The 19,393-nt window shown below is 44.1% G+C and carries 17 protein-coding genes and 1 riboswitch; of the genes, 7 read left to right on the top strand and 10 right to left on the bottom strand.

Translation table 11 applies throughout. The features are described from left to right. Nucleotides 1-10: 10 nt before the first annotated feature. The 4 genes from GO495_RS18280 to thiS all read right to left on the bottom strand — a co-directional run bounded on the left by GO495_RS18280 (nucleotide 11) and on the right by thiS (nucleotide 3,331). Entirely contained in the window at nucleotides 11-634 is a 624-nt protein-coding gene (locus GO495_RS18280; protein WP_157301169.1) for a thiamine phosphate synthase, read from the bottom strand. Nucleotide 635: 1 nt separating this feature from the next. Next, complete coding sequence (locus GO495_RS18285; RefSeq protein ID WP_157301170.1) at nucleotides 636-1,241, bottom strand: thiamine phosphate synthase; 606 nt, start codon at nucleotides 1,239-1,241, stop codon at nucleotides 636-638. A 16-nt stretch (nucleotides 1,242-1,257) separates the two neighbouring features. Beyond that, the gene (gene thiC / locus GO495_RS18290; protein ID WP_157301171.1) at nucleotides 1,258-3,048 is read right to left on the bottom strand and encodes a phosphomethylpyrimidine synthase ThiC; all 1,791 of its coding nucleotides are present in this window, start codon (nucleotides 3,046-3,048) and stop codon (nucleotides 1,258-1,260) included. 79 nt (nucleotides 3,049-3,127) lie between these two features. Next, a complete protein-coding gene (gene thiS, locus GO495_RS18295) occupies nucleotides 3,128-3,331 on the bottom strand; it encodes a sulfur carrier protein ThiS (RefSeq protein WP_089781415.1) in 204 nt (67 codons plus the stop codon). 51 nt (nucleotides 3,332-3,382) lie between these two features. Further along, nucleotides 3,383-3,489, bottom strand: a riboswitch (TPP riboswitch). A gap of 36 nt (nucleotides 3,490-3,525) precedes the next feature. On the opposite strand from thiS, the gene GO495_RS18300 reads away from it, so the two are divergent. Further along, nucleotides 3,526-4,035, top strand: coding sequence for a lipocalin-like domain-containing protein (locus GO495_RS18300; protein ID WP_157301172.1), 510 nt, complete (start codon nucleotides 3,526-3,528; stop codon nucleotides 4,033-4,035). A gap of 24 nt (nucleotides 4,036-4,059) precedes the next feature. Here GO495_RS18300 and GO495_RS18305 read toward each other — a convergent pair whose 3' ends face one another. The 3 genes from GO495_RS18305 to dnaN form a co-directional block, all read right to left on the bottom strand. Continuing rightward, nucleotides 4,060-4,320 (bottom strand): hypothetical protein, encoded by a 261-nt coding sequence (locus GO495_RS18305; RefSeq protein WP_157301173.1) that lies wholly within the window; start codon nucleotides 4,318-4,320, stop codon nucleotides 4,060-4,062. 3 nt (nucleotides 4,321-4,323) lie between these two features. Further along, entirely contained in the window at nucleotides 4,324-5,148 is an 825-nt protein-coding gene (locus tag GO495_RS18310; protein ID WP_157301174.1) for a sterol desaturase family protein, read from the bottom strand. Between the two features lie 190 nt (nucleotides 5,149-5,338). Further along, nucleotides 5,339-6,457, bottom strand: coding sequence for a DNA polymerase III subunit beta (gene dnaN / locus GO495_RS18315; protein ID WP_089781409.1), 1,119 nt, complete (start codon nucleotides 6,455-6,457; stop codon nucleotides 5,339-5,341). A 281-nt stretch (nucleotides 6,458-6,738) separates the two neighbouring features. Between dnaN and GO495_RS18320 the strand changes: the two genes are divergently transcribed. Beyond that, nucleotides 6,739-7,998 carry a pyridoxal phosphate-dependent aminotransferase gene (locus GO495_RS18320; protein ID WP_157301175.1) on the top strand — a complete coding sequence of 420 codons (1,260 nt, stop codon included), beginning with the start codon at nucleotides 6,739-6,741 and terminating at the stop codon, nucleotides 7,996-7,998. 121 nt (nucleotides 7,999-8,119) lie between these two features. On the opposite strand, the gene GO495_RS18325 is transcribed toward GO495_RS18320, so the two are convergent. Continuing rightward, nucleotides 8,120-8,656, bottom strand: coding sequence for a hypothetical protein (locus GO495_RS18325; protein WP_157301176.1), 537 nt, complete (start codon nucleotides 8,654-8,656; stop codon nucleotides 8,120-8,122). A gap of 674 nt (nucleotides 8,657-9,330) precedes the next feature. Here GO495_RS18325 and GO495_RS18330 point away from each other — a divergent pair. Genes GO495_RS18330 through GO495_RS18350 form a run of 5 tightly spaced genes read left to right on the top strand, consistent with a single transcriptional unit; the run spans nucleotide 9,331 to nucleotide 16,265 of the window. Beyond that, nucleotides 9,331-9,945, top strand: coding sequence for a TetR/AcrR family transcriptional regulator (locus GO495_RS18330; RefSeq protein WP_157301177.1), 615 nt, complete (start codon nucleotides 9,331-9,333; stop codon nucleotides 9,943-9,945). 12 nt (nucleotides 9,946-9,957) lie between these two features. Beyond that, complete coding sequence (locus tag GO495_RS18335; protein WP_157301178.1) at nucleotides 9,958-10,572, top strand: TetR/AcrR family transcriptional regulator; 615 nt, start codon at nucleotides 9,958-9,960, stop codon at nucleotides 10,570-10,572. Nucleotides 10,573-10,630: 58 nt separating this feature from the next. Beyond that, a complete protein-coding gene (locus GO495_RS18340) occupies nucleotides 10,631-11,986 on the top strand; it encodes a TolC family protein (protein WP_157301179.1) in 1,356 nt (451 codons plus the stop codon). A gap of 31 nt (nucleotides 11,987-12,017) precedes the next feature. Further along, nucleotides 12,018-13,079 carry an efflux RND transporter periplasmic adaptor subunit gene (locus GO495_RS18345; protein ID WP_157301180.1) on the top strand — a complete coding sequence of 354 codons (1,062 nt, stop codon included), beginning with the start codon at nucleotides 12,018-12,020 and terminating at the stop codon, nucleotides 13,077-13,079. Nucleotides 13,080-13,085: 6 nt separating this feature from the next. Then, nucleotides 13,086-16,265 (top strand): efflux RND transporter permease subunit, encoded by a 3,180-nt coding sequence (locus tag GO495_RS18350; RefSeq protein ID WP_157301181.1) that lies wholly within the window; start codon nucleotides 13,086-13,088, stop codon nucleotides 16,263-16,265. Between the two features lie 79 nt (nucleotides 16,266-16,344). Here the strand turns inward: GO495_RS18350 and GO495_RS18355 are convergent, their stop codons facing one another. Further along, nucleotides 16,345-17,883 carry a class I SAM-dependent methyltransferase gene (locus tag GO495_RS18355; RefSeq protein WP_157301182.1) on the bottom strand — a complete coding sequence of 513 codons (1,539 nt, stop codon included), beginning with the start codon at nucleotides 17,881-17,883 and terminating at the stop codon, nucleotides 16,345-16,347. Between the two features lie 90 nt (nucleotides 17,884-17,973). Then, complete coding sequence (locus GO495_RS18360) at nucleotides 17,974-19,389, bottom strand: nicotinate phosphoribosyltransferase (RefSeq protein WP_157301183.1); 1,416 nt, start codon at nucleotides 19,387-19,389, stop codon at nucleotides 17,974-17,976. Nucleotides 19,390-19,393 lie beyond the last annotated feature (4 nt).

Here is a 19,393-nt window from a genome sequence, read left to right on the forward strand (position 1 = left end):
GACTGGAAATTTAAATGTTGCACAGTTGGATATCATTCATGATGGAAGACACCAGTTGTTTCTTGTCTGTTGTATGCGTAAGCAATCCGCTGATGGCAATACCATGAATGCCGGTGCGCATCAGGTCCGGTACATCCGCTGCCAGGATACCACCAATAGCGATAATGGGAATATCTATGTCCAGTGCTTTCAGTTTCTGCATAATAGCGTAGATGCCTTCCAGGCCCAGGATAGGACTTAGTTTTTGCTTCGTAGTAGTGAAACGGTAAGGTCCCACGCCCACATAATCAGCTCCGTCCTGCACATGCTGCAGTATATCTTCAAGGGTGTTGGCCGTGCCGCCTACAATAGCGTCACTGCCCATTATTTTTCTGGCCTCAGCGACTGTCATATCATTTTTGCCAACATGAACGCCATCAGCGCCTGCCGCTTTTGCTATATGCGGATGGTCGTTGATAATAAGCGTAGCGCCATAATCTGCACAAATGGCTTTGGCAGACAACGCCTCGCTGGCAATAAGCCTTTCGGGCGCATGTTTAATCCGTAGCTGTACCCAGCGGCAGCCCGCTTCGCATGCAGCCTGGATGTTCTCCAGGTGCATGGGTTGCGATATGTATTGTAATGTACTGATCATGTTAATTAATTTTTCTCCAGATATCCCTGATACGGCAAAACTCTTTTACGGCCTTCTCCGGTTTTTCCCATATAGCGCCCAGTAGCGCGATACCATCAAACAGCATACGACGGGCCTTACAGGCGGTGCTGTCATTAACACCACCCAATGCCAGCACATTCCCTTTGAAACCATTTTTATTCAACCGGAAACTTTCATTAAAAGCCGCAGTATAGCCTTTCTTGGAAATGCTGTCAAACACAGGGCTTAACAGCAGGTTATTCCAGTTATTACTGGCCACCTGCAATGTTTCAGCGCTGTGGATACCGGTACTTAATGACCACCCCATTTGCTGATAACTGCTAATGTCCTTTTCCGTAATATTTCCCCTGGCCGCTTCCCCGAAATGCAGCCCCTGTAAGCCATAGCGTTCACAGAGGACCGCATGTTCTGCTATCATCAGCCTGGGATAACAGGAAGGATCTGCCTGTGATAATAACTGTTCATAATCTGTTTCCTGCCAGCCCGGTTTACGCACAAGAATGCTATCAGCCCCTTCTTCCAGTAACTGTTGCCAAATGAGCGTTTCACCGGGAATGTTTTGCGTATGGGTGATGATCTGTATCAAAGTCTTTAAATTTGATTTAGAAATACACTTCTCCGCCCTGCTCATTAAAGGCCGCTGCTTGTGCAGCCATGCCGGACGCTGCGTAGTCCCGTACTTCCTGTGTTATTTTCATAGAGCAGAAATGCGGGCCGCACATAGAACAGAAGTGTGCAATTTTCGCGCCTTCTGCGGGTAGCGTTTCATCATGGTAAGAGCGGGCGGTATCAGGGTCCAGCGATAAGTTGAACTGATCTTCCCAGCGGAACTCAAAACGTGCTTTACTTAGTGCGTTATCGCGGTGCTGTGCACCCGGATGTCCCTTGGCCAGGTCCGCCGCATGTGCTGCTATTTTATATGCAATTACGCCCTGACGTACATCTTCTTTATTAGGCAGGCCAAGGTGTTCTTTGGGCGTTACATAACAAAGCATCGCCGTACCAAACCAGCCTATCATAGCCGCACCGATCGCAGAAGTGATATGGTCATAACCCGGAGCGATATCAGTGGTCAATGGGCCGAGTGTATAAAAAGGCGCTTCACTGCAATGCTGTAACTGTTTCTCCATGTTGGCTTTGATAAGATGCATGGGCACATGTCCCGGCCCTTCTATCATCACCTGTATATCGTGTTTCCAGGCTATCTGGGTCAGTTCTCCCAGTGTTTCCAGTTCGGCAAACTGTGCCGCATCGTTTGCATCTGCGATACAGCCGGGGCGTAATCCATCACCTAATGAGAACGCCACGTCATACGCCTTCATAATCTCGCAGATTTCTTCGAAGTGTGTATAGAGGAAATTCTCTTTATGATGAGACAGACACCATTTAGCCATGATGGAACCACCACGGGAAACGATACCGGTAGTACGTGTGGCGGTTAAAGGAACATAACGCAAAAGCACGCCGGCATGAATAGTAAAATAATCTACGCCCTGTTCTGCCTGTTCTATCAGGGTATCTCTGAAAATCTCCCAGGTGAGCGCTTCCGCTTTCCCGTTTACTTTTTCCAAAGCCTGGTAAATAGGCACCGTACCAATGGGCACAGGAGAGTTGCGGATAATCCATTCTCTTGTTTCATGAATATGTTTTCCGGTACTGAGGTCCATGATGGTATCAGCACCCCAGCGGCAGGACCATACCGCTTTTTCCACTTCTTCCTCTATGCTGGAGGATACCGCAGAGTTACCAATGTTAGCATTGATCTTCACCAGGAAGTTACGACCGATGATCATCGGTTCACTTTCCGGGTGATTAATATTAGCAGGGATAATTGCACGGCCGGCCGCTACTTCTTCCCGTACGAATTCCGGTGTAATAAATTTGACAGGGGTATTGGCGCCAAAGGAATGTCCCTTATGCTGATGCCACAACGGATCATCTTTCATCAGCTGCTCCACACACTGGTTCTCCCGAATGGCGATGTATTCCATCTCCGGAGTGATGATGCCTTTGCGGGCATAATGTAACTGGGTGACATTACTACCTTTTTTCGCTTTCATCGGAGAATGTAAATACGAAAAGCGCAGGGAATCCAAACGGCTGTCTGCCAGTCGTTCCTGTCCGTATACAGAAGTAACGGCAGTCAGCTGATCTACGTCATTACGTTCTTTTATCCAGTTCTCACGCAGGCGGGGTAAGCCTTTGCGAACATCAATTTCAATCTCAGGGTCCGTGTAAGGGCCACTGGTATCATACACTACAACAGGAGCATTAGGCATTTCCCCTTCAGTGCCATGCGGCCGTGTAGGAGTTAGCGTTATCTCTCTCATGGCTACGCCATTAACATAAATCTTTTTTGAGCCGGTAAATGGCGCACGTGAAATGGGTTGCATAAATTAGTTTTAAATAAGGCAATAAGATTCCTGACGACATTAAGCCGTAAAATCAAAAAGGTGAAATGCGGGGATGAATTTACCCTCCCTGTGTAGCGCGTATAATAGTTATACTATCTGCGCTTTGCAGCGTTTGTTGCTGCCAGGTAGCCTTAGGTACAACCTGGCTGTTAATGGCAATAGCAATGCCTTTGTCTGATGGTAATTGAATAAACTGTAAGAGAGCAGCAATGGTTATACCAGGCTGCACCGCATAAAGTTTATTGTTTACATGCACTTCCATGTTTACAGAAATTTAAGTGAAACAATAAACTTTAAGGATGGTAAAAGATGTGAGAGTTCAGTTACTTTTCCCTACGGCAGTATGAACTGCGTCAGGTCTGAGGGTCTCATCTCAGCTTCCCGGTGATTTATTTCCGGGAAACACCCCTAAAGTGAGGGGTAAAGGTAGGGGAAAAAGTCCATATCTTTGAAGCTATGAAAAAATGCATTGTGCTGACTGCATCACTCATTATCCTATATGCGTGCGAACCATCTTCCGGACCAGCTTCTGCTATCACATCCAGGGACAGTAGTCTGATCGATGTGCCGGACAGTACATCAATGCAGATTGCGGATTCTGTTGCAGTACTTGCAACAACGGATACGGTTACTTATAAGGCAGACCGGTTAGTGGGTAGATGGCTGCAACCGGTGCCGGGGCTGGATAAAGAAAAGCAGGGCTTTCTCCTGAAGAAAAACGGGAAAGCTGTTTCTATCAACACTTACTCTCTGGTATATGATAAATGGTTATTACAGCATGATACATTGCTGCTGTGGAACCATGCCGAAGGGGTACACAGCAAAGACACTGCAGCGACTGTAGATACTACGATCATTCAGTCGCTTACCGACACAACGCTGGTGTTATTCCCCATTAAAGCTGTTCCCGGATATCAGGAACAATACACAAAAGAGAAGGTTGACGGGAGAAAAGGCAAGCGGTGAAATTCCCCTTTCTCCTTAGCCACCTCAGTTATACATCTGCCATAAGGCTACGGCGCAAGCTACTACGGCCATGAATATACCGGCAGTAGCGACCTGCATATCCTCAGTGCTCCTGCGGGCTTTTATAACGGAAAAACCGCCAATCAGAATGGCCGCAATACCAAATACAAGGGCAGTGCCCGGATTTTTTGCTGCGTAAGCGTAAATAGCAGCAAACACGCCTGCAAACATGGATACGAAGCAGGCAATTTTAGTGCTTCTGGTGGTGGTGGTGTGCTGTTGCATAAATTATGGATTTGAATTAGAGAACTGTGTACTGTTTTTCTCCCATGGCAGTTTCAGCAACGATCCGATCTCCTGATAACGGTCATCCTGGTATTCATCCAGTCCATAACGGATAGACGTAGTATCCTGTATTTTTACAAACGTGCCGAAAAGTCGATCCCACAGGGAAAATATATTTGCATAATTAGCGTCTGTTTCCGGTTGGTAATGGCTATGATGCACCTTGTGCATATCGGGCGATACGATAATCCAGCTAAGGGTATTATCAAGCCATTTGGGCAAATGGATATTCGCGTGATTAAACTGCGCCATAAAGGCGGAAATAGTCTGATACAGCATTACCATCCAGATGGGTACTCCCATCGTAATAATTGCCAGGAAAAGGGCTATTACGCGGAAAAAACTTTCTACCGGATGATGCCGGAGAGCCGTGGTTGCATCAATCGCATTATCTGTATGATGGATCTTATGGAAATGCCACATCCAGCCAATTTTATGCTGGATGAAATGCACGAGATAGGCCCCGATAAAATCCAGCATCAATAATGCCAGTATACAATGTAACCACAGAGGAAGATGTACGATATACAGCAGACCAAACTGCTCGCGGCCGGTCCATTCAGAGGCTTTCACGATCAGGAATGCAAAGCCCAGATTTACGATTACAGTAGTTAATGTAAAAAACAGATTCGTGCCGGCATGGCGGTAGCGGTTGCTTTTAAAGGATAAACGCGGAATAGCGCCTTCTATAATCCAAAGCAATACAAGGCCGCCTACCAGAAAGGCAGTACGATACCAGGAAGGAATGTTATCAAAAAACGCTTCCATACGGGAATTTAATTTGCGGGATAAACAAGACCGGGGAAATAACGTCGTTACTGTCCTTTTGTACCTTAATTTCTACGATAAATTACGACTTTTTTTGCTCTCAAACGCTTGCTGGAAAAGAAAAAAGCAACCTCCTTGTGAGAGATTGCTTTACAAATAAATATTAGTTATCAGTTGTTGTCCTGCCTGCTTAATTGTTTAACATCAGCGGCATCACCAGCATCAGGAGATCTTCGTTTTCTTCTTTTTCGGAAGGTCTGAGGATACCTGCTTTGGTAGGAGTAGATAATTCGATAGTGATCTCATCACCTTCTGCTGCGTTCAGCATTTCTATCAGGAACTTGGCGTTAAAGGCGATCTGCATGTCTTCGCCGGTGTACTGGCAGTTCATACGTTCGTTACCTTCAAAGGAGAAGTCTACATCCTGTGCAGAAAGCTGGAGTTCGCTGCCGGTAATGTTCAAGGCTACCTGGTTAGTGCTTTTATTAGAGAATACACTGATACGTTTCAGTGCGTTCTGGAAATCGCTCTTTACCAGGGTAAGGCGGTAAGGGTTATCTTTTGGAATAACCACTTTATAATCCGGGAAGCGGGCGTCGATCAGACGACAGATCATCTGTGAGCCATCATGAGATACAAAGAAGTGATTCTGGCTATATGATATTTTCAGTTCACTCTCGTTATCCGGTAGGGATGATTTCAGCAGGTTCAGCGGCTTTTTAGGCACGATGAAAGTTTCTGCTTTAGGGCATTCAATGCCTGTTCTTACATATTTTACCAGTCTGTGAGCATCTGTGGCCACAAAGGTGAGGCTGTTGACGGTCAGTTCAAAGAACACGCCTGTCATAGCAGGACGAAGATCGTCGTTGCTCACCGCAAACAGTGTTTTGTTGATAGCAGTTACCAATGCAGTAGAAGGAAGTGTGAAAGAGGTAGTGTCATCGGCAGTAGGCTCTTTCGGGAAGTTCTCCGGATTTTCGCCCATTACCTTGTACTTACCATTATCCGAAGTAATCTCAACTGCATAAGAGTTCAGATCTATATGGAAAGTCAATGGCTGGTCGGGCAGATTCTTGAGAGAATCCATCAGGATCTTCGCCGGGATACAAATACGGCCGGTTTCTTTGGCTTCTACCTCCAGCTTTACCTTCATTACAGTTTCCAGGTCTGTAGCCACTACAGTTAGTTCGTTTTTGTCAATCAGGAAAAGGAAATCCTCCAGGATTGGCAATACGGTATTGGAGTTAATCACACCGCTGATCTGCTGCAATTGTTTTAACAAAGTAGAGGAAGAAACGATAAACTTCATGTGATATTATTATTTGAAAGCAAACAAAGATAGAAAGTTTTGCCAATCTACAAAGAAGCGGACTGTAAACAACAGACTAATCAGGAAATACAAATATTACCCTAAAATGCAATGTTGAATAAAATAGCATTTATTGGGCTTATTATTGAGGGATATTCAAAAATTGAGCCTGTATTTCGAATGTTCTGAAAAAATGTAGTGTTTCTTTTAAATGATCTGCATATCCGTTAGCTTTGCGGACTCAAAAAAAATATTTCTAAAACTTAAAAATCTTTTGGGTTATGAAACTGTCTCATTTAGCCGAAACGTTGATCGGGTCTGAAATTATTAAGCTGGCCGGTGAGATAAAGGAGAAGCAGGCCAAGGGCGAGAAGATCTACAATTTTACAATTGGGGATTTTGACCCCAAGGTATTTCCTATTCCGGCTGAGTTTGAGGAAGAGATCATAACTGCTTATAAGAATCATTTTACCAACTACCCTCCGGCGGATGGTATCCTTGAGTTGAGAAAAGCGGTGGGTGAATTCATCTCAGAACATGAACACCTGAACTATGATCCGGCAAAGGAGATCGTTATCTCCTGCGGCGGCCGTCCAATTATCTATGCCACATTCAGAACAATCCTGGACAGGGGTGAAAAGGTAATCTATGCCACTCCTTCCTGGAACAATAATCACTATACTCACTTCCTGGAAGCAGAACACGTAGTGCTGGAAACAAAGGCAGAAAATGATTTCATGCCTACGGCAGCAGAACTGAAACCTTTACTGAAAGGCGCTACCCTGCTGGCGTTATGTTCTCCACAGAACCCTACAGGTACTGCTTTTGGCAAACAACAGCTGGAAGATATCTGCGACCTGGTCATTGCTGAAAACAAGAGTCGTGGCGCTGATGAAAAACCGCTGTACATCATGTTCGACCAGATGTACTGGGTACTGACTTTCGGACAAACACAACACTACACACCTGTTTCCCTGCGTCCTGAGCTGAGAGACTACACCATCTTCATCGATGGTATGAGTAAAGCTTTTGCTGCTACCGGTGTAAGAGTAGGTTGGGCATTAGGCCCCGCTCACGTGATCAGCAAGATGAAATCCATCCTGTCTCACGTTGGCGCATGGAGCCCAATGGCAGAGCAGCATGCTGCAGCCAAATACCTGCGTCGCAAAGATGAAGTGAATGCTTACCTGAAAAGCTTTAAAGCGGAAGTAGAGGAAAGACTGCAGCGCATCTACGAAGGATTTGACGCACTGAAAAAAGCAGGCCATTCCGTAGAAGCTATCGCGCCACAGGCCGCTATTTATCTCACGCTGAAAATAGACCTGGTAGGTAAGAAAACGGCTGATGGTAAAGTACTGGAAGATCAGGCGGCAGTTACATCCTATATCCTGGATGAAGCTAAACTGGGTCTTGTTCCGTTCTATGCTTTCGGTTCTGCGAAGAACTCGCCCTGGTATCGCATGAGTGTAGGTACCTGTGTGAAAGAAGAAATACCAGCTATGCTGGCACAGCTGAAAGCTGCGCTGGAAAAGTTAAAATAGTTATTGATAAGCTAAATATCAGAAAGCCGTTTTGGGACTTCCCCGAAACGGCTTTGCTTTTTGGTGTATTATTTACTTACTGTCTGTAGTTATCCCTTTCTATGTAAGCAGGCCTGTTTATTTAGCGCCTGTCTTTACCCTTTCCATGTCCTTTTTCCTTCCCTCCTTTATTCCTGTGGTCATTATTCCCATGGCCTTTATTCCCGTGGCTGTCATTACCCTGATGTTCTTTCTGCCACTGGGCGTGCTGAGGGTGATACCTGTTCACAAAATACCTTTCTTCTTTGCTGTCACGTATAGGCGTCTGATCATGCTTACCTCTATAGGTAGCATATTCCTGTCTGTATTTATCATGTTGTAAATAAGGTCTGTTTACGCCATTGATCACCACCTTATGACTGTTATACACGTCGAAGTTAGCATAACGTGCAGGCAGTGTCCTGGACCTGTGCCAGGTGTTACCGCTTCTATAGATATATACCCGTCCCGGTACATAATAATAAGATTCGATATCCGGCAGGTAATAATAGTCAACATAATCATAACCTGTAGGTCCCCAGGCTGGCTGAGTACCTATGTTGATACTAACATTGACCTGTGCCTGTGAGGCAAACGTAAATCCTGTTAAGGCAATTACGAGGAACATTAACTTTTTCATATAGATTGATTTAGCTTAAGTAATGCAAAAGGGATGCCCCAACATGCCAAAACCCTGTATTTGAGATATAATGCCGAAATCCATCTGTTAACACTCAGAATTTCGCCGCAATCAGCACTAACCGGGAAAAGTCTCATTGAAATCTTTACTATTTACTGATATAATAATTTGAAATGCATTTTAATCTATTGCTAATCAGTGATAAAAAGCATTAAGATTATAGTTACTGCTTATAACCTACTGAGATTCAGCCTATATGAAGGTATAAGCCCTATATAAGCCCTCTATAAGTCCTATACAATTGCTCTACAAGCCCACCTTATTTAGAGTGGGCTTATATACCGGTTATAGACCAGTTATGAAGAGTTTACAGGAATGTTTAAGCTCTCTCTGTGTTGCGTAATACGTTTATTATAAACACGTAGCATATTAAATAGTTGTATGCACCAGGTTTTTTATTCACTATAGCCCAACTAAAGAGTGACGAAGTCATGATGTTGAAATGAGCCATCAGTAAGTTTTTAACAGCCTGTTTTCCAATTGTTTAAATACCGCTATTAACTTCCTGACTTTTTAGTTCGAAAAGTTAATCAATTGTTAAATAGCCAACTTCCTTGACTATTCTCATAAAAGTTCTTACTTTTGACTTCGAAACTAAAAAAGTCAAAAAGTTAATGTACGCAGAAACCAAAGATGAAATGAGGGAGAAGATCCTGGAGGCGGCTTTGAAGCGGTTTACTCACTATGGAGCGTCCAAGACTACCATGAATGAGATAGCTGACGATCTGCGTTGCTCAAAGGCATCTTTGTACTATTACTTCCCGGATAAGAAGGGATTACATTTCGCTGTGCTGGAGAAAATCGGGGAAATCTTTTTTGCGGAACAAGAGGCTGAAGCGCAGAACATTACATCTGCCACTCAGACACTGCTGAATATTATTGAAGTAAAACGCCAGTTCGTACAACGTTACAGCCGCCTGGAATTATTCAAAGTATTGAATGATAGTAGTCCGGCAACACAACGGATTATCAGTGAAGTGAAGAAATCGGAAGATGCGCTGACCACCAGGATCATGAAATATGGTGTAGAGGTGGGAGAATTTGTAATTGAAGATGTAGAAAGGATCGCACAGTTATATAATCAGGCCCTGGCCGGATTAAGGTTTAGCATAATGGACTGCATGCCGGTTCAATTAAACGCAGACATAGATCCGGAAGATTTTGAAAAAATTGTAGCACAGCAGAAGCTGCTGACGGAAATATTTGTGAAAGGATTAAAGCATCGTTAAACAGGAGTCGTCATGCCAGTCAGAGAACGGATAATGGAAACAGCACTACGGATGTTCAGGATGTATGGAATTAAGAGCGTAACAATGTTTGATATATCGAGGGAAAGCGGAGTGTCGAAAAAGACGGTATACGAACATTTTAGAGACAAAGAAGACCTGGTACATGAAGGAATGAGTTTTTTACTGAATGGCCACATGGAGCAATTTAAAAATTTCCGTCAGCACTCTGCCAATGCTATTGAAGAATTAATCAGGGAACTGGAGTACATGGAGCTACTGGGTAAAACAGTGAATCCGGTGATGTTGTACGAAGTACAGAAATATCACCCGGGCATCTGGAAAACCGTAGAAGATTTTAAAAGGGATTGTGTACTGAGCTCCATCTCCGAAAACCTGAAGCGGGGAATTGAAGAAGGATTATACCGCAACGATCTTGATGCCGCAATAGTGGCCCGTATGCGGCAACTGCAACTGGAAACGGTATTCGATCCTGCACAATATCCGGCCACAGCGTATGATTTGCATGAGGTAATGGCGCAACTTACACAGCATTTCATATTAGGCATTACAACTTTGAAGGGACGTAAGATCGCCGCCGGATACCTGCAAATTAAAGATGAAAACTAATATTCGGGCGAACTATTAATATTCGAATCCGCCAACAAAAAAAACAAAGATTATACGGATGAAAAGGATCATGTTAACGCTTATTCTCCTCGTGGGAATAGGGGGCTATACTACCTATGCGCAGTCGGAACTGTCACTGCAGGAGTGCCTGAAGTACGCACTTACCAATAACCAGCAGCTGGCACGTATCCGCATGGAAGAAGATATGGGTCGTTTCAAAACAAGCGAAGTTAGAGCCAAAGCACTTCCGCAGGTAAACGCCAGCGGACAGTATACCAACAATATCAAGAAACAGGTACTGGCCGTTCCCGGGGAACTTATCCAGGAACCTGGTAAAACAGTATTGCTGGAAGCAGGTACCACGCATAACGTCACTGCTTCAGGTACCCTTACACAGACCATATATGATCAGTCCGTATTTACCGGTTTAAAAGCCGCAAAAGCAGGAGAAGAATATTACAGCATGCAGTCTGTACAAAGCGAAGAAACCGTGATCTATAATGTGACCCAGTTATACTACAGCACACTGGTATCCCGCGAAAAAATGATCGTACTGGATGCTAATATAGAAAAGATAAGTAAGCTGGTAAACACCACTGGCTCTCAGGTAGAAAGCGGACTGGCAAGGAAAATAGACCTGGACCGTATGCGCGTAAACCTCACCAACTATAAAACACAACGCACACAGGCACAGAACCAATACCTGGTACAACTGAATCAGCTCAAACAACAAATGGGTATGTCAATGGCGGCTTCCATCGACCTGCCACATACTTCCTTTAAAGAGATAGAAAGCAAAGCTGTAGGTGCGCTGGACTTTGGTGGCGTGAACCTGGATAACAGGATAGAATACCGTCTGCTGAAGAAACAGGAAGAATTACAGGAGTTCCAGAAGAAAGCATACAAAGCTGAATATTACCCTTCCCTCGCCTTATCCGGTAACTATTCCTATAATGGGATCAGTAACAAATTTGACATGTTCAAAGGGAGCGGTTCTACTGCCAGCTGGTATAGTATGGCAGCTGTGAGCCTCACTTTAAAGATTCCGATTTTTGATGGTTTTGCCCGTCGTTCACGTGTAAGTCAGGCCAGCGTAACACTGAAAGAACTGAACAAACAAAAGGAAGAAACCGCCCTTGCTCTTAACACGCAGTTTGAAAATGCGAAACTGCAGGTACAGAATAATCTGACTACCATACAGGCGCAGAAAGAGAACGTAGACCTGGCCAACGAGGTATATAATTCTACTCAGAATAATTATAACCTTGGACTGGCCAACCTCACCGATCTGTTAGATGCAGAAACATCCCTTACAGAAGCACAGAACAACTATAACGAAGCCCTGCTGCAATACAAACTGGCAGAACTGGACATTATCAAATCAAACGGGAATCTTAAAAGTCTCCTGAACTAATCAACATCTATAAACATTATACTGGATCTATATGAAGAAAATTATTATCTGGAGCTTAGTTGTAATAGTAGCGGGTGCACTGATCATGTGGAAACTGGGCGCCAATAAAAAAGCCAACGAGGCAAAAACGGAGTTCGTAAAAGAAAGTAATGCAGGTGATATTCCTGTACTGGTAGAAAAAGTAGCTAAATCGGATTTCTCACAAGGCTTCCTGGCCAATGGTAACTTCACTCCCGTACGTGAACTTACCTACCTGGCAGAAATCGCAGGACGTATCACTAAACTGACTGTAGACGAAGGTAGTGTGGTAAAGCAGGGACAGATCATTGGTTATATAGATGGAGAAATCCTGGGAACAGATTTACAATCTGCAAAGGTGAACCTGGAACAACTGAGAGTAGATAAAGAAAGATATGAAAGCGCTTTTAAAACAGGTGGTGTTACCCGCAAACAGGTAGATGATGCCAAACTGCAGTACGACCTGGCTGCTTCTAAATATACTGCTGCCAGCCGTCGTGTAAGCGATACTTATATCAAAGCCCCTATACAGGGTATCATCAATAAAAAATATGTAGAACAGGGTGCTTACCTCTCTATTGGTAATAAATTGTTCGATATCGTAGACGTATCCCGCTTAAAACTGGCGGTATCAGTACCGGAAGCACAGGTGGTAACCCTGAAAGTAGGCGATAAAGTAAATGTAACGACCAACGTATTCCCGGAAGTTACTTACGAAGGCCGCATCACATTTATTGCAGCCAAAGGTGATAATACATTGAACTATCCGATAGAAATGGAAGTGGCTAACGTGAGTGGCAAACAATTGAAAGCCGGTATGTTCGGTACAGCACATTTTGACCTGCCTAAAGGATCAGCAGCTATACTGGTAGCACGTACCGCTTTCGTAGGTGGTGTGAACAGCAACCAGGTATATGTAATGCAGGACAGCACCGCTAAACTGCGTAAAGTAATTGCAGGTCGCATCTTTGGCGATAAAGTGGAAATAAGAGAAGGACTGAATGAAGGAGAAACAGTTATCACCAGCGGACAGATCAACCTGATAGATGGTGCTAAAGTAATGGTGCAAAAATAATCAACTATGAAGATCACTGAAATATCCATAAAGCGGCCGACCATAGTGGTAGTGGTATTTACCGTACTTACCCTGATGGGATTCATTAGTTATAAATCGCTTAACTATGAGTTGCTGCCAAAATTTACATCACCTATAGTAACAATTGCTACAGTATATCCCGGGGCTTCTCCTAAAGAGGTAGAGAGTACAATTACCAAGAAGATTGAAGATGCCGTTGCATCCATGGAGAAGATCAAAAAGATCATTTCCAAATCCTCCGAAAGTTTATCTACTGTAACAATAGAATTGAACAATGATGCAAATGTAGATATTGCCCTGCAGGATGCCCAGCGTAAGGTAAACTCCGTACTGTCTGATCTGCCTACAGATGCAAAGACGCCATCATTGACAAAGTTCGCTCTGGACGACTTACCTATTATGACTTTGTCTGTTACCGCTAATATGGATAGCAAAACATTTTATGATCTGGTAGATAAAAAAATACAACCATTACTTTCCCGTTTGCCGGGTGTTGCACAGGTAACACTGATCGGTGGACAGGAACGTGAGATCCAGATAAATATAGATCCTAAAAAGCTGGATGCATATAAGCTGTCTATTGTACAGTTGCGTCAGACCATCACCAATGCCAACTTAGACTTCCCTACAGGTAAGGTAAAAACATTGGATCAGCAGATGCTGATCCGTCTGGCAGGTAAATATAAAGATGTAGATCAGTTGCGTAATCTGGTACTGACTACGCTGGATGATGGTACACAGGTTCGCCTGAAAGATGTGGCAGATGTACAGGATGGGCAGAAAGATGCAGAGCGTATCGCCCGCTTGGACGGAATGAGTTCTATCGCTTTACAGGTGCAGAAACAGAACGATGCCAATGCTGTAACCGTGAGTGAGGAAATGAAGAAAGCGATTGCCGGCATCGAAAAGGATTATACTGCCAGCAAACTGAAAATATTTATCGCGAACGACTCTTCCGACTTTACACTGGAATCTGCTGATTCTGTAATCCATGACCTGATTATTGCGATCGTACTCGTGGCCTTTGTAATGCTATTATTCCTGCACAGTATCCGTAACGCGATCTTCGTAATGATCTCAATTCCGGCATCACTGATCGCAACTTTTATCGGCATGAAACTGATGGGCTATTCACTAAACCTGATGTCCCTGCTGGGTTTATCCCTGGTGGTAGGTATCCTGGTGGATGATGCGATCGTGGTACTGGAGAATATTTACAGGCACATGGAAATGGGTAAGAACCGTGTACGTGCTGCTTTTGATGGTGTAAAAGAAATAGGCTTTACCGTTACCTCCATTACACTCGTAATTGTGGTGGTATTCCTGCCTATCTCGCTGACAAGCGGACTGGTATCAATGATCCTCCGTCAGTTCTGCGTAGTGGTGATGATATCTACAATGCTTAGCTTGCTTGCCTCTTTTATGATCGTTCCATTACTATCGTCAAGATTTGGAAAGCTGGAACATATCACTGGTAAGAACCTTTTTGAAAAATTCATCCTGTGGTTTGAAAAGCAACTATCGAAATTTACTGACTGGATGACCGGCATCCTGAAATGGGCGCTGAATCATAAAGCAATTATGCTGATTGGTGCAGTAGGCTTGTTGTTCCTGTCTTTCATGCTGGTAGGTAAAGGATACATTGGCGGGGAGTTCATCCCTAATGGTGACCGCGGGCAGTTCATCGTTGTGCTGGAAATGCCAAAGGATGCATCTGTAGAACAAACCAACCAGGCTACCCGCACTGCGGAGAAATATCTTGCCACTAAAAAAGAGATCACGCGGTTAATCACTACCGTGGGACAAACCAGTGAGGATGGTTTTGGTGCATCACAGTCGACCGCTTACAAAGCCGAGATCACGGTAATGCTGGTAGATCCTAAAGAGCGTCTGGACGGAGCCGATATTTATGGCGCCAAAATCAAAGAAGAACTCCGCAAAGTTTTACCTGGTGTGAAGGTGAAAACAATGGACGTGAGTATCATGGGTACGGCACAGACAGCGCCTGTGGAACTTGTTGTGATGGGTACTGAACTGGATAGTGTAATGGGATTTGCTAAGAAAGCGATGGTGATACTATCAAAAATTGATGGTACAAGTGATGTGAAGTTATCCGTAGAAGATGGTAACCCGGAAATCAATGTGCAGGTGGACCGTGATAAGATGTCTGCACTGGGACTTACGCTGGAAGGCGTAGGTGGAACCATGCAAACTGCATTCAACGGTACTGCCGATGATTCCAAAATAAAATTCAGACAGGGAGATTATGAATATGATATAAACATCCGGTTCGACGACTTTAACAGGAAGAATCTGGAGGATGTTTCCAATATAGAGTTTTTAAATAGCGGGGGACAGTTGGTTAAGCTGTCGCAGTTTGCTACTATCACAGAAGGTTCCGGTCCCAGTAAGCTGGAAAGAAGGGATAAGAATACATCGGTATCCGTGAAATCGCTGGTTGTAGGTCGCCCAAGCGGTACTGTGCAGGCGGAGTTTGCCGCTAAACTGGCAGAACTGCCTAAGCCTGCAGGTATCAGTTACCTCTGGGCAGGTGATGCGGAAAATCAGGGAGATTCGTTTGGTACGATAGGCGTAGCATTGCTGATCTCTATCGTGCTGGTGTACCTGATCATGGTAGCATTGTATGATAACTATATTTACCCGCTGGTAGTATTGTTCTCTATTCCTCTGGCAATTATCGGTGCATTACTGGCACTGGCACTTACCAATAATACCCTGAACATCTTCAGCCTCCTGGGTATGATTATGTTGATAGGACTTGTGGCGAAAAATGCGATCATTCTGGTCGATTTTACTAACCAGATGAAGGAGCAGGGGATGAGTACCAATGAAGCACTGATTCATGCGAATCATGCGCGTCTCCGCCCAATCCTGATGACAACGATTGCGATGGTAATCGGGATGTTACCAATTGCATTGGCAACCGGTGGTGTATCTGCTATCAAAAATGGTCTTGCCTGGGTAATCATCGGAGGTCTGACGAGCTCCATGTTCCTGACCCTGATCATAGTGCCGGTGGTGTATAAAATTGTGGATAGCGCGATGAACCGCTTAGGCATGAATAAGCCTTCTGCCAAACGTTTGATCCGTCAGCGTTTAGTAGCACCTTATGCTGCGGAAATTGAAGAAGCAACTTTAAACTAATTATAAGATAATCGTTACTCTAACAGTGTAACAGTTGTAGGTTTAGGTAAATGGCCGGGGTATTCCTACCCCGGCCTCTTTATTTTCTGGCCAGTAATAACATATGAGATACGGGAAAAGGGATTTCTTCCAGAGAGGTATTGAATAATTTTGTTTTCCCTTCCAACCTGTTTTTCACGATCCATTCGTTACGGTAATGTCTGGATAATTTGTCTACTCTGAAACCTGCGGTTTCCAGCGCCTGTTGCCAGTCTGCAAAATTCCAGAAACAGAATGTTTCATGCATTTCGCTTAGCCAGTTGTCTTTATAGTCTTTTGTAAACAGGAACTCACAAGCGTCCTGCATTTTTAAACGGCAATAGGTTTCATCCTGTATGGTTACCCATTCATAAGGTAGCTGAAATCCTTCTGCATGACGGAAGTCCTGCGCAAAGCGTGTGAATAAAGCTCGTGTAGATAGTTTGTCGAGATCTGTTGTATCGTTCTCTCCGTCTGTATCGTTTAGCCACATTAATATGATCTCGTCTTTATTGTCCGGCCCCACAACATCCCTGTTAATCCATACTCCGCCAGGGGCTAATTCCTGATAACGGTTATTGATAAATTCAAGAAGATCTGCCCTGCTACCATAAGATTCTATTTCGTGGGTAAGAGAGGATGTATGAATAGTGTTCATGCTGCCGGCATCAAATACCAGGCTGGTCACCGCGTTTTTCTGAGAAAAGAAAACAGAGGGATTCGTAAAGTCCCCGTTATGCTTGCGTTGCAGGCAGATATCAAATAAATGCCTGGAAACTTCCACTCCATAAAAATCACACTCATGCAAACGCTCATCCTCACTCCCTGTCTTTATCCAGGAACCAGCAGCACAGCCAATATCTCCTATTTTGCCGGTTTGAATGTAAGGTGCAGTTTCCTGGTATTTCAATGCAGCGATTTCATCCATCTGCTTTACATAGGCATTATAATCCCGTGTAGCCGTAAGGTCGCCGTCAGCGCCTATAATTGGGTCTTTTAAAATGCGCTGTACTTTATCTCCTACATTATACTGGCTCCAGACTTTAAATGCCGCCGGATGCATCAGATCTAAAATCTGTTTATCTTTTTTCCAGTTATCAGATTTAACGATCATCTGCACAATATCCCATGGTAAAACCTGTGTGTATTGCTGGGTATTGATATCCCATTCTGCCGGTAGTACACGATAGCCTTGTTCTGCATACATATCCTTTACAGGAGTTGAGCAGATTACAATAGTATTATCGGGTGTGAGCTTATGAAAACCTTCACTGTTATGGTTAATTGTTTTTAACGTGTAACCAGCGAAGTTGTCAATAACCCCTACATCATCAATCCCATATACAAATACAGGAACATCTAAATAACTGGAAAACTCCTGTATGGTCATGGCCCTTAAATAAAAAGGCACGGGGTTACGCTTTGTCCCCAGGTGATTGGAAGAAGTAACTGCAAATATTATTGCTGTAATAGGAGTGGATAACATGGGGTTACCCTCAATATCCGGTTCTCCTTCCAGGTTGCGCTGTACAAGCCCGTTCAGGTACTTGAACTGAAAGTCTGTAAGAAGGTGGTGTCGGCCAGGTATTAGTATATACATCTGCACAAAATAATAAAAAAAAGATGCTGTCTGCCGGGAGGCCGGAGACAGCATACAAAAAAAGGGGGACAAATGATGGCGATGAATGAGTTAGAGAATAGCTCTTTTCTTTATTTCGTCAAAAGTGTATTGCTTTTTAATCTCTCCATTTTCAAATACTGTTACCAGCTCGTCCGGTAACTGAGGTGCTTCGCTTTGAGCATAAGATTTGAAAACGCCATTTTCCTTTACCAGTACCTGTTTACCGTATTTGGATTTCTTGAAAGAAACACGGGTATTGCCATTCGCATCTAATTCCAAAGGATTCTTCTGTACGTTAATTTCTTTACCATTTACCTGTGCATAGGAACATTTCAATGCGTATTCCTGTGTATCGCGATTCACGCGTTGCAGCAAAGCTCCTCCCATGCCCAGCACAAGGTTTTCGGCACTGATGCCGGCATTCTTCAGTGCTTCGTAAATAACGGGAATAGAAGAGTAGCTGATACCATCACCCTGGATCACGCGTACCTGCGGAGGTAATACTTTATACCCTTTCTCATTCAGGGTAAATCCAAATTCCTGCATCAGTATTTCAAATACTTTCAGCAATGTCTGTACAGCATCGCCGCTGTCCGGACGTATTACCAATGTCCCCTTACGGTTCAGGATCTGTTGTTTCAGTGCTGTACCCCAGTAATCTTTACATGCGCGGAGAATATTGTAGGAGTCAGATACGCAGGCAATAATACCTGTAGGGAACGCATCAAGAACGTGACGGAATATTTCCAGCTCCCCTTCCTCTCCCAGCAATGTAACGATAGAGTGTTCAGTGGCAGGAATAGATACTCCCGGTGCAACAGGCGCGTTATAATAACGTTTCGCGTAGGTAGAAGCAATTAATGTATCGCTGCCGGCAAAGTTGATCAGGTGGGCGCTACCGCCCCATCCTGCACTTTCTACGGAGCTGGCCCCGCGGAAACCAAAGTCATTCAGTACATAATCGATGCCGGCAAAAGATTCCGCGCTGGCAGTAGCTGTATAATACTGGTGTACTATCTTTTTGATCTCTCTGGAAAGTGTAGCTACAGTACATGGGTACCATACCTGCATGAGTAAGGTTTCCAGGAAATTGGTTAACCAGAAACAGTTTGGGTCTGTATTTTCGATGGTCATCAGCACATTCTTTACAGATGTGACGGTTCCTTCCGGTACTGCTTTGATACGCACCGGTAAGCGACCACCATGTTTCTCTATAATATAGTCGAATTTACTACGGTCGAAGATATCGTTGCGGCCAAATACTTCCAGCAAAGTAGCTGCTGCTTCATCGATCTTTTCTTTAGTAATAACAGCGCCCTGCAGGTATTCCATGAGGAGGTACTGTAATCCATAGAAAACGGTTTCTTCAAACTTACCGCCGCGGCTTTCCAGGTAGGAGTAAATATATTCGGTGCCTGGTATATACAGTTTGTGGTGAGAATATTTGTAAGCGTCGGCTAAGAGAATGATGTTTTCCTTTGTCATGATT

The organism is Chitinophaga oryziterrae (assembly GCF_009758125.1).
Lineage (GTDB): Bacteria > Bacteroidota > Bacteroidia > Chitinophagales > Chitinophagaceae > Chitinophaga > Chitinophaga oryziterrae.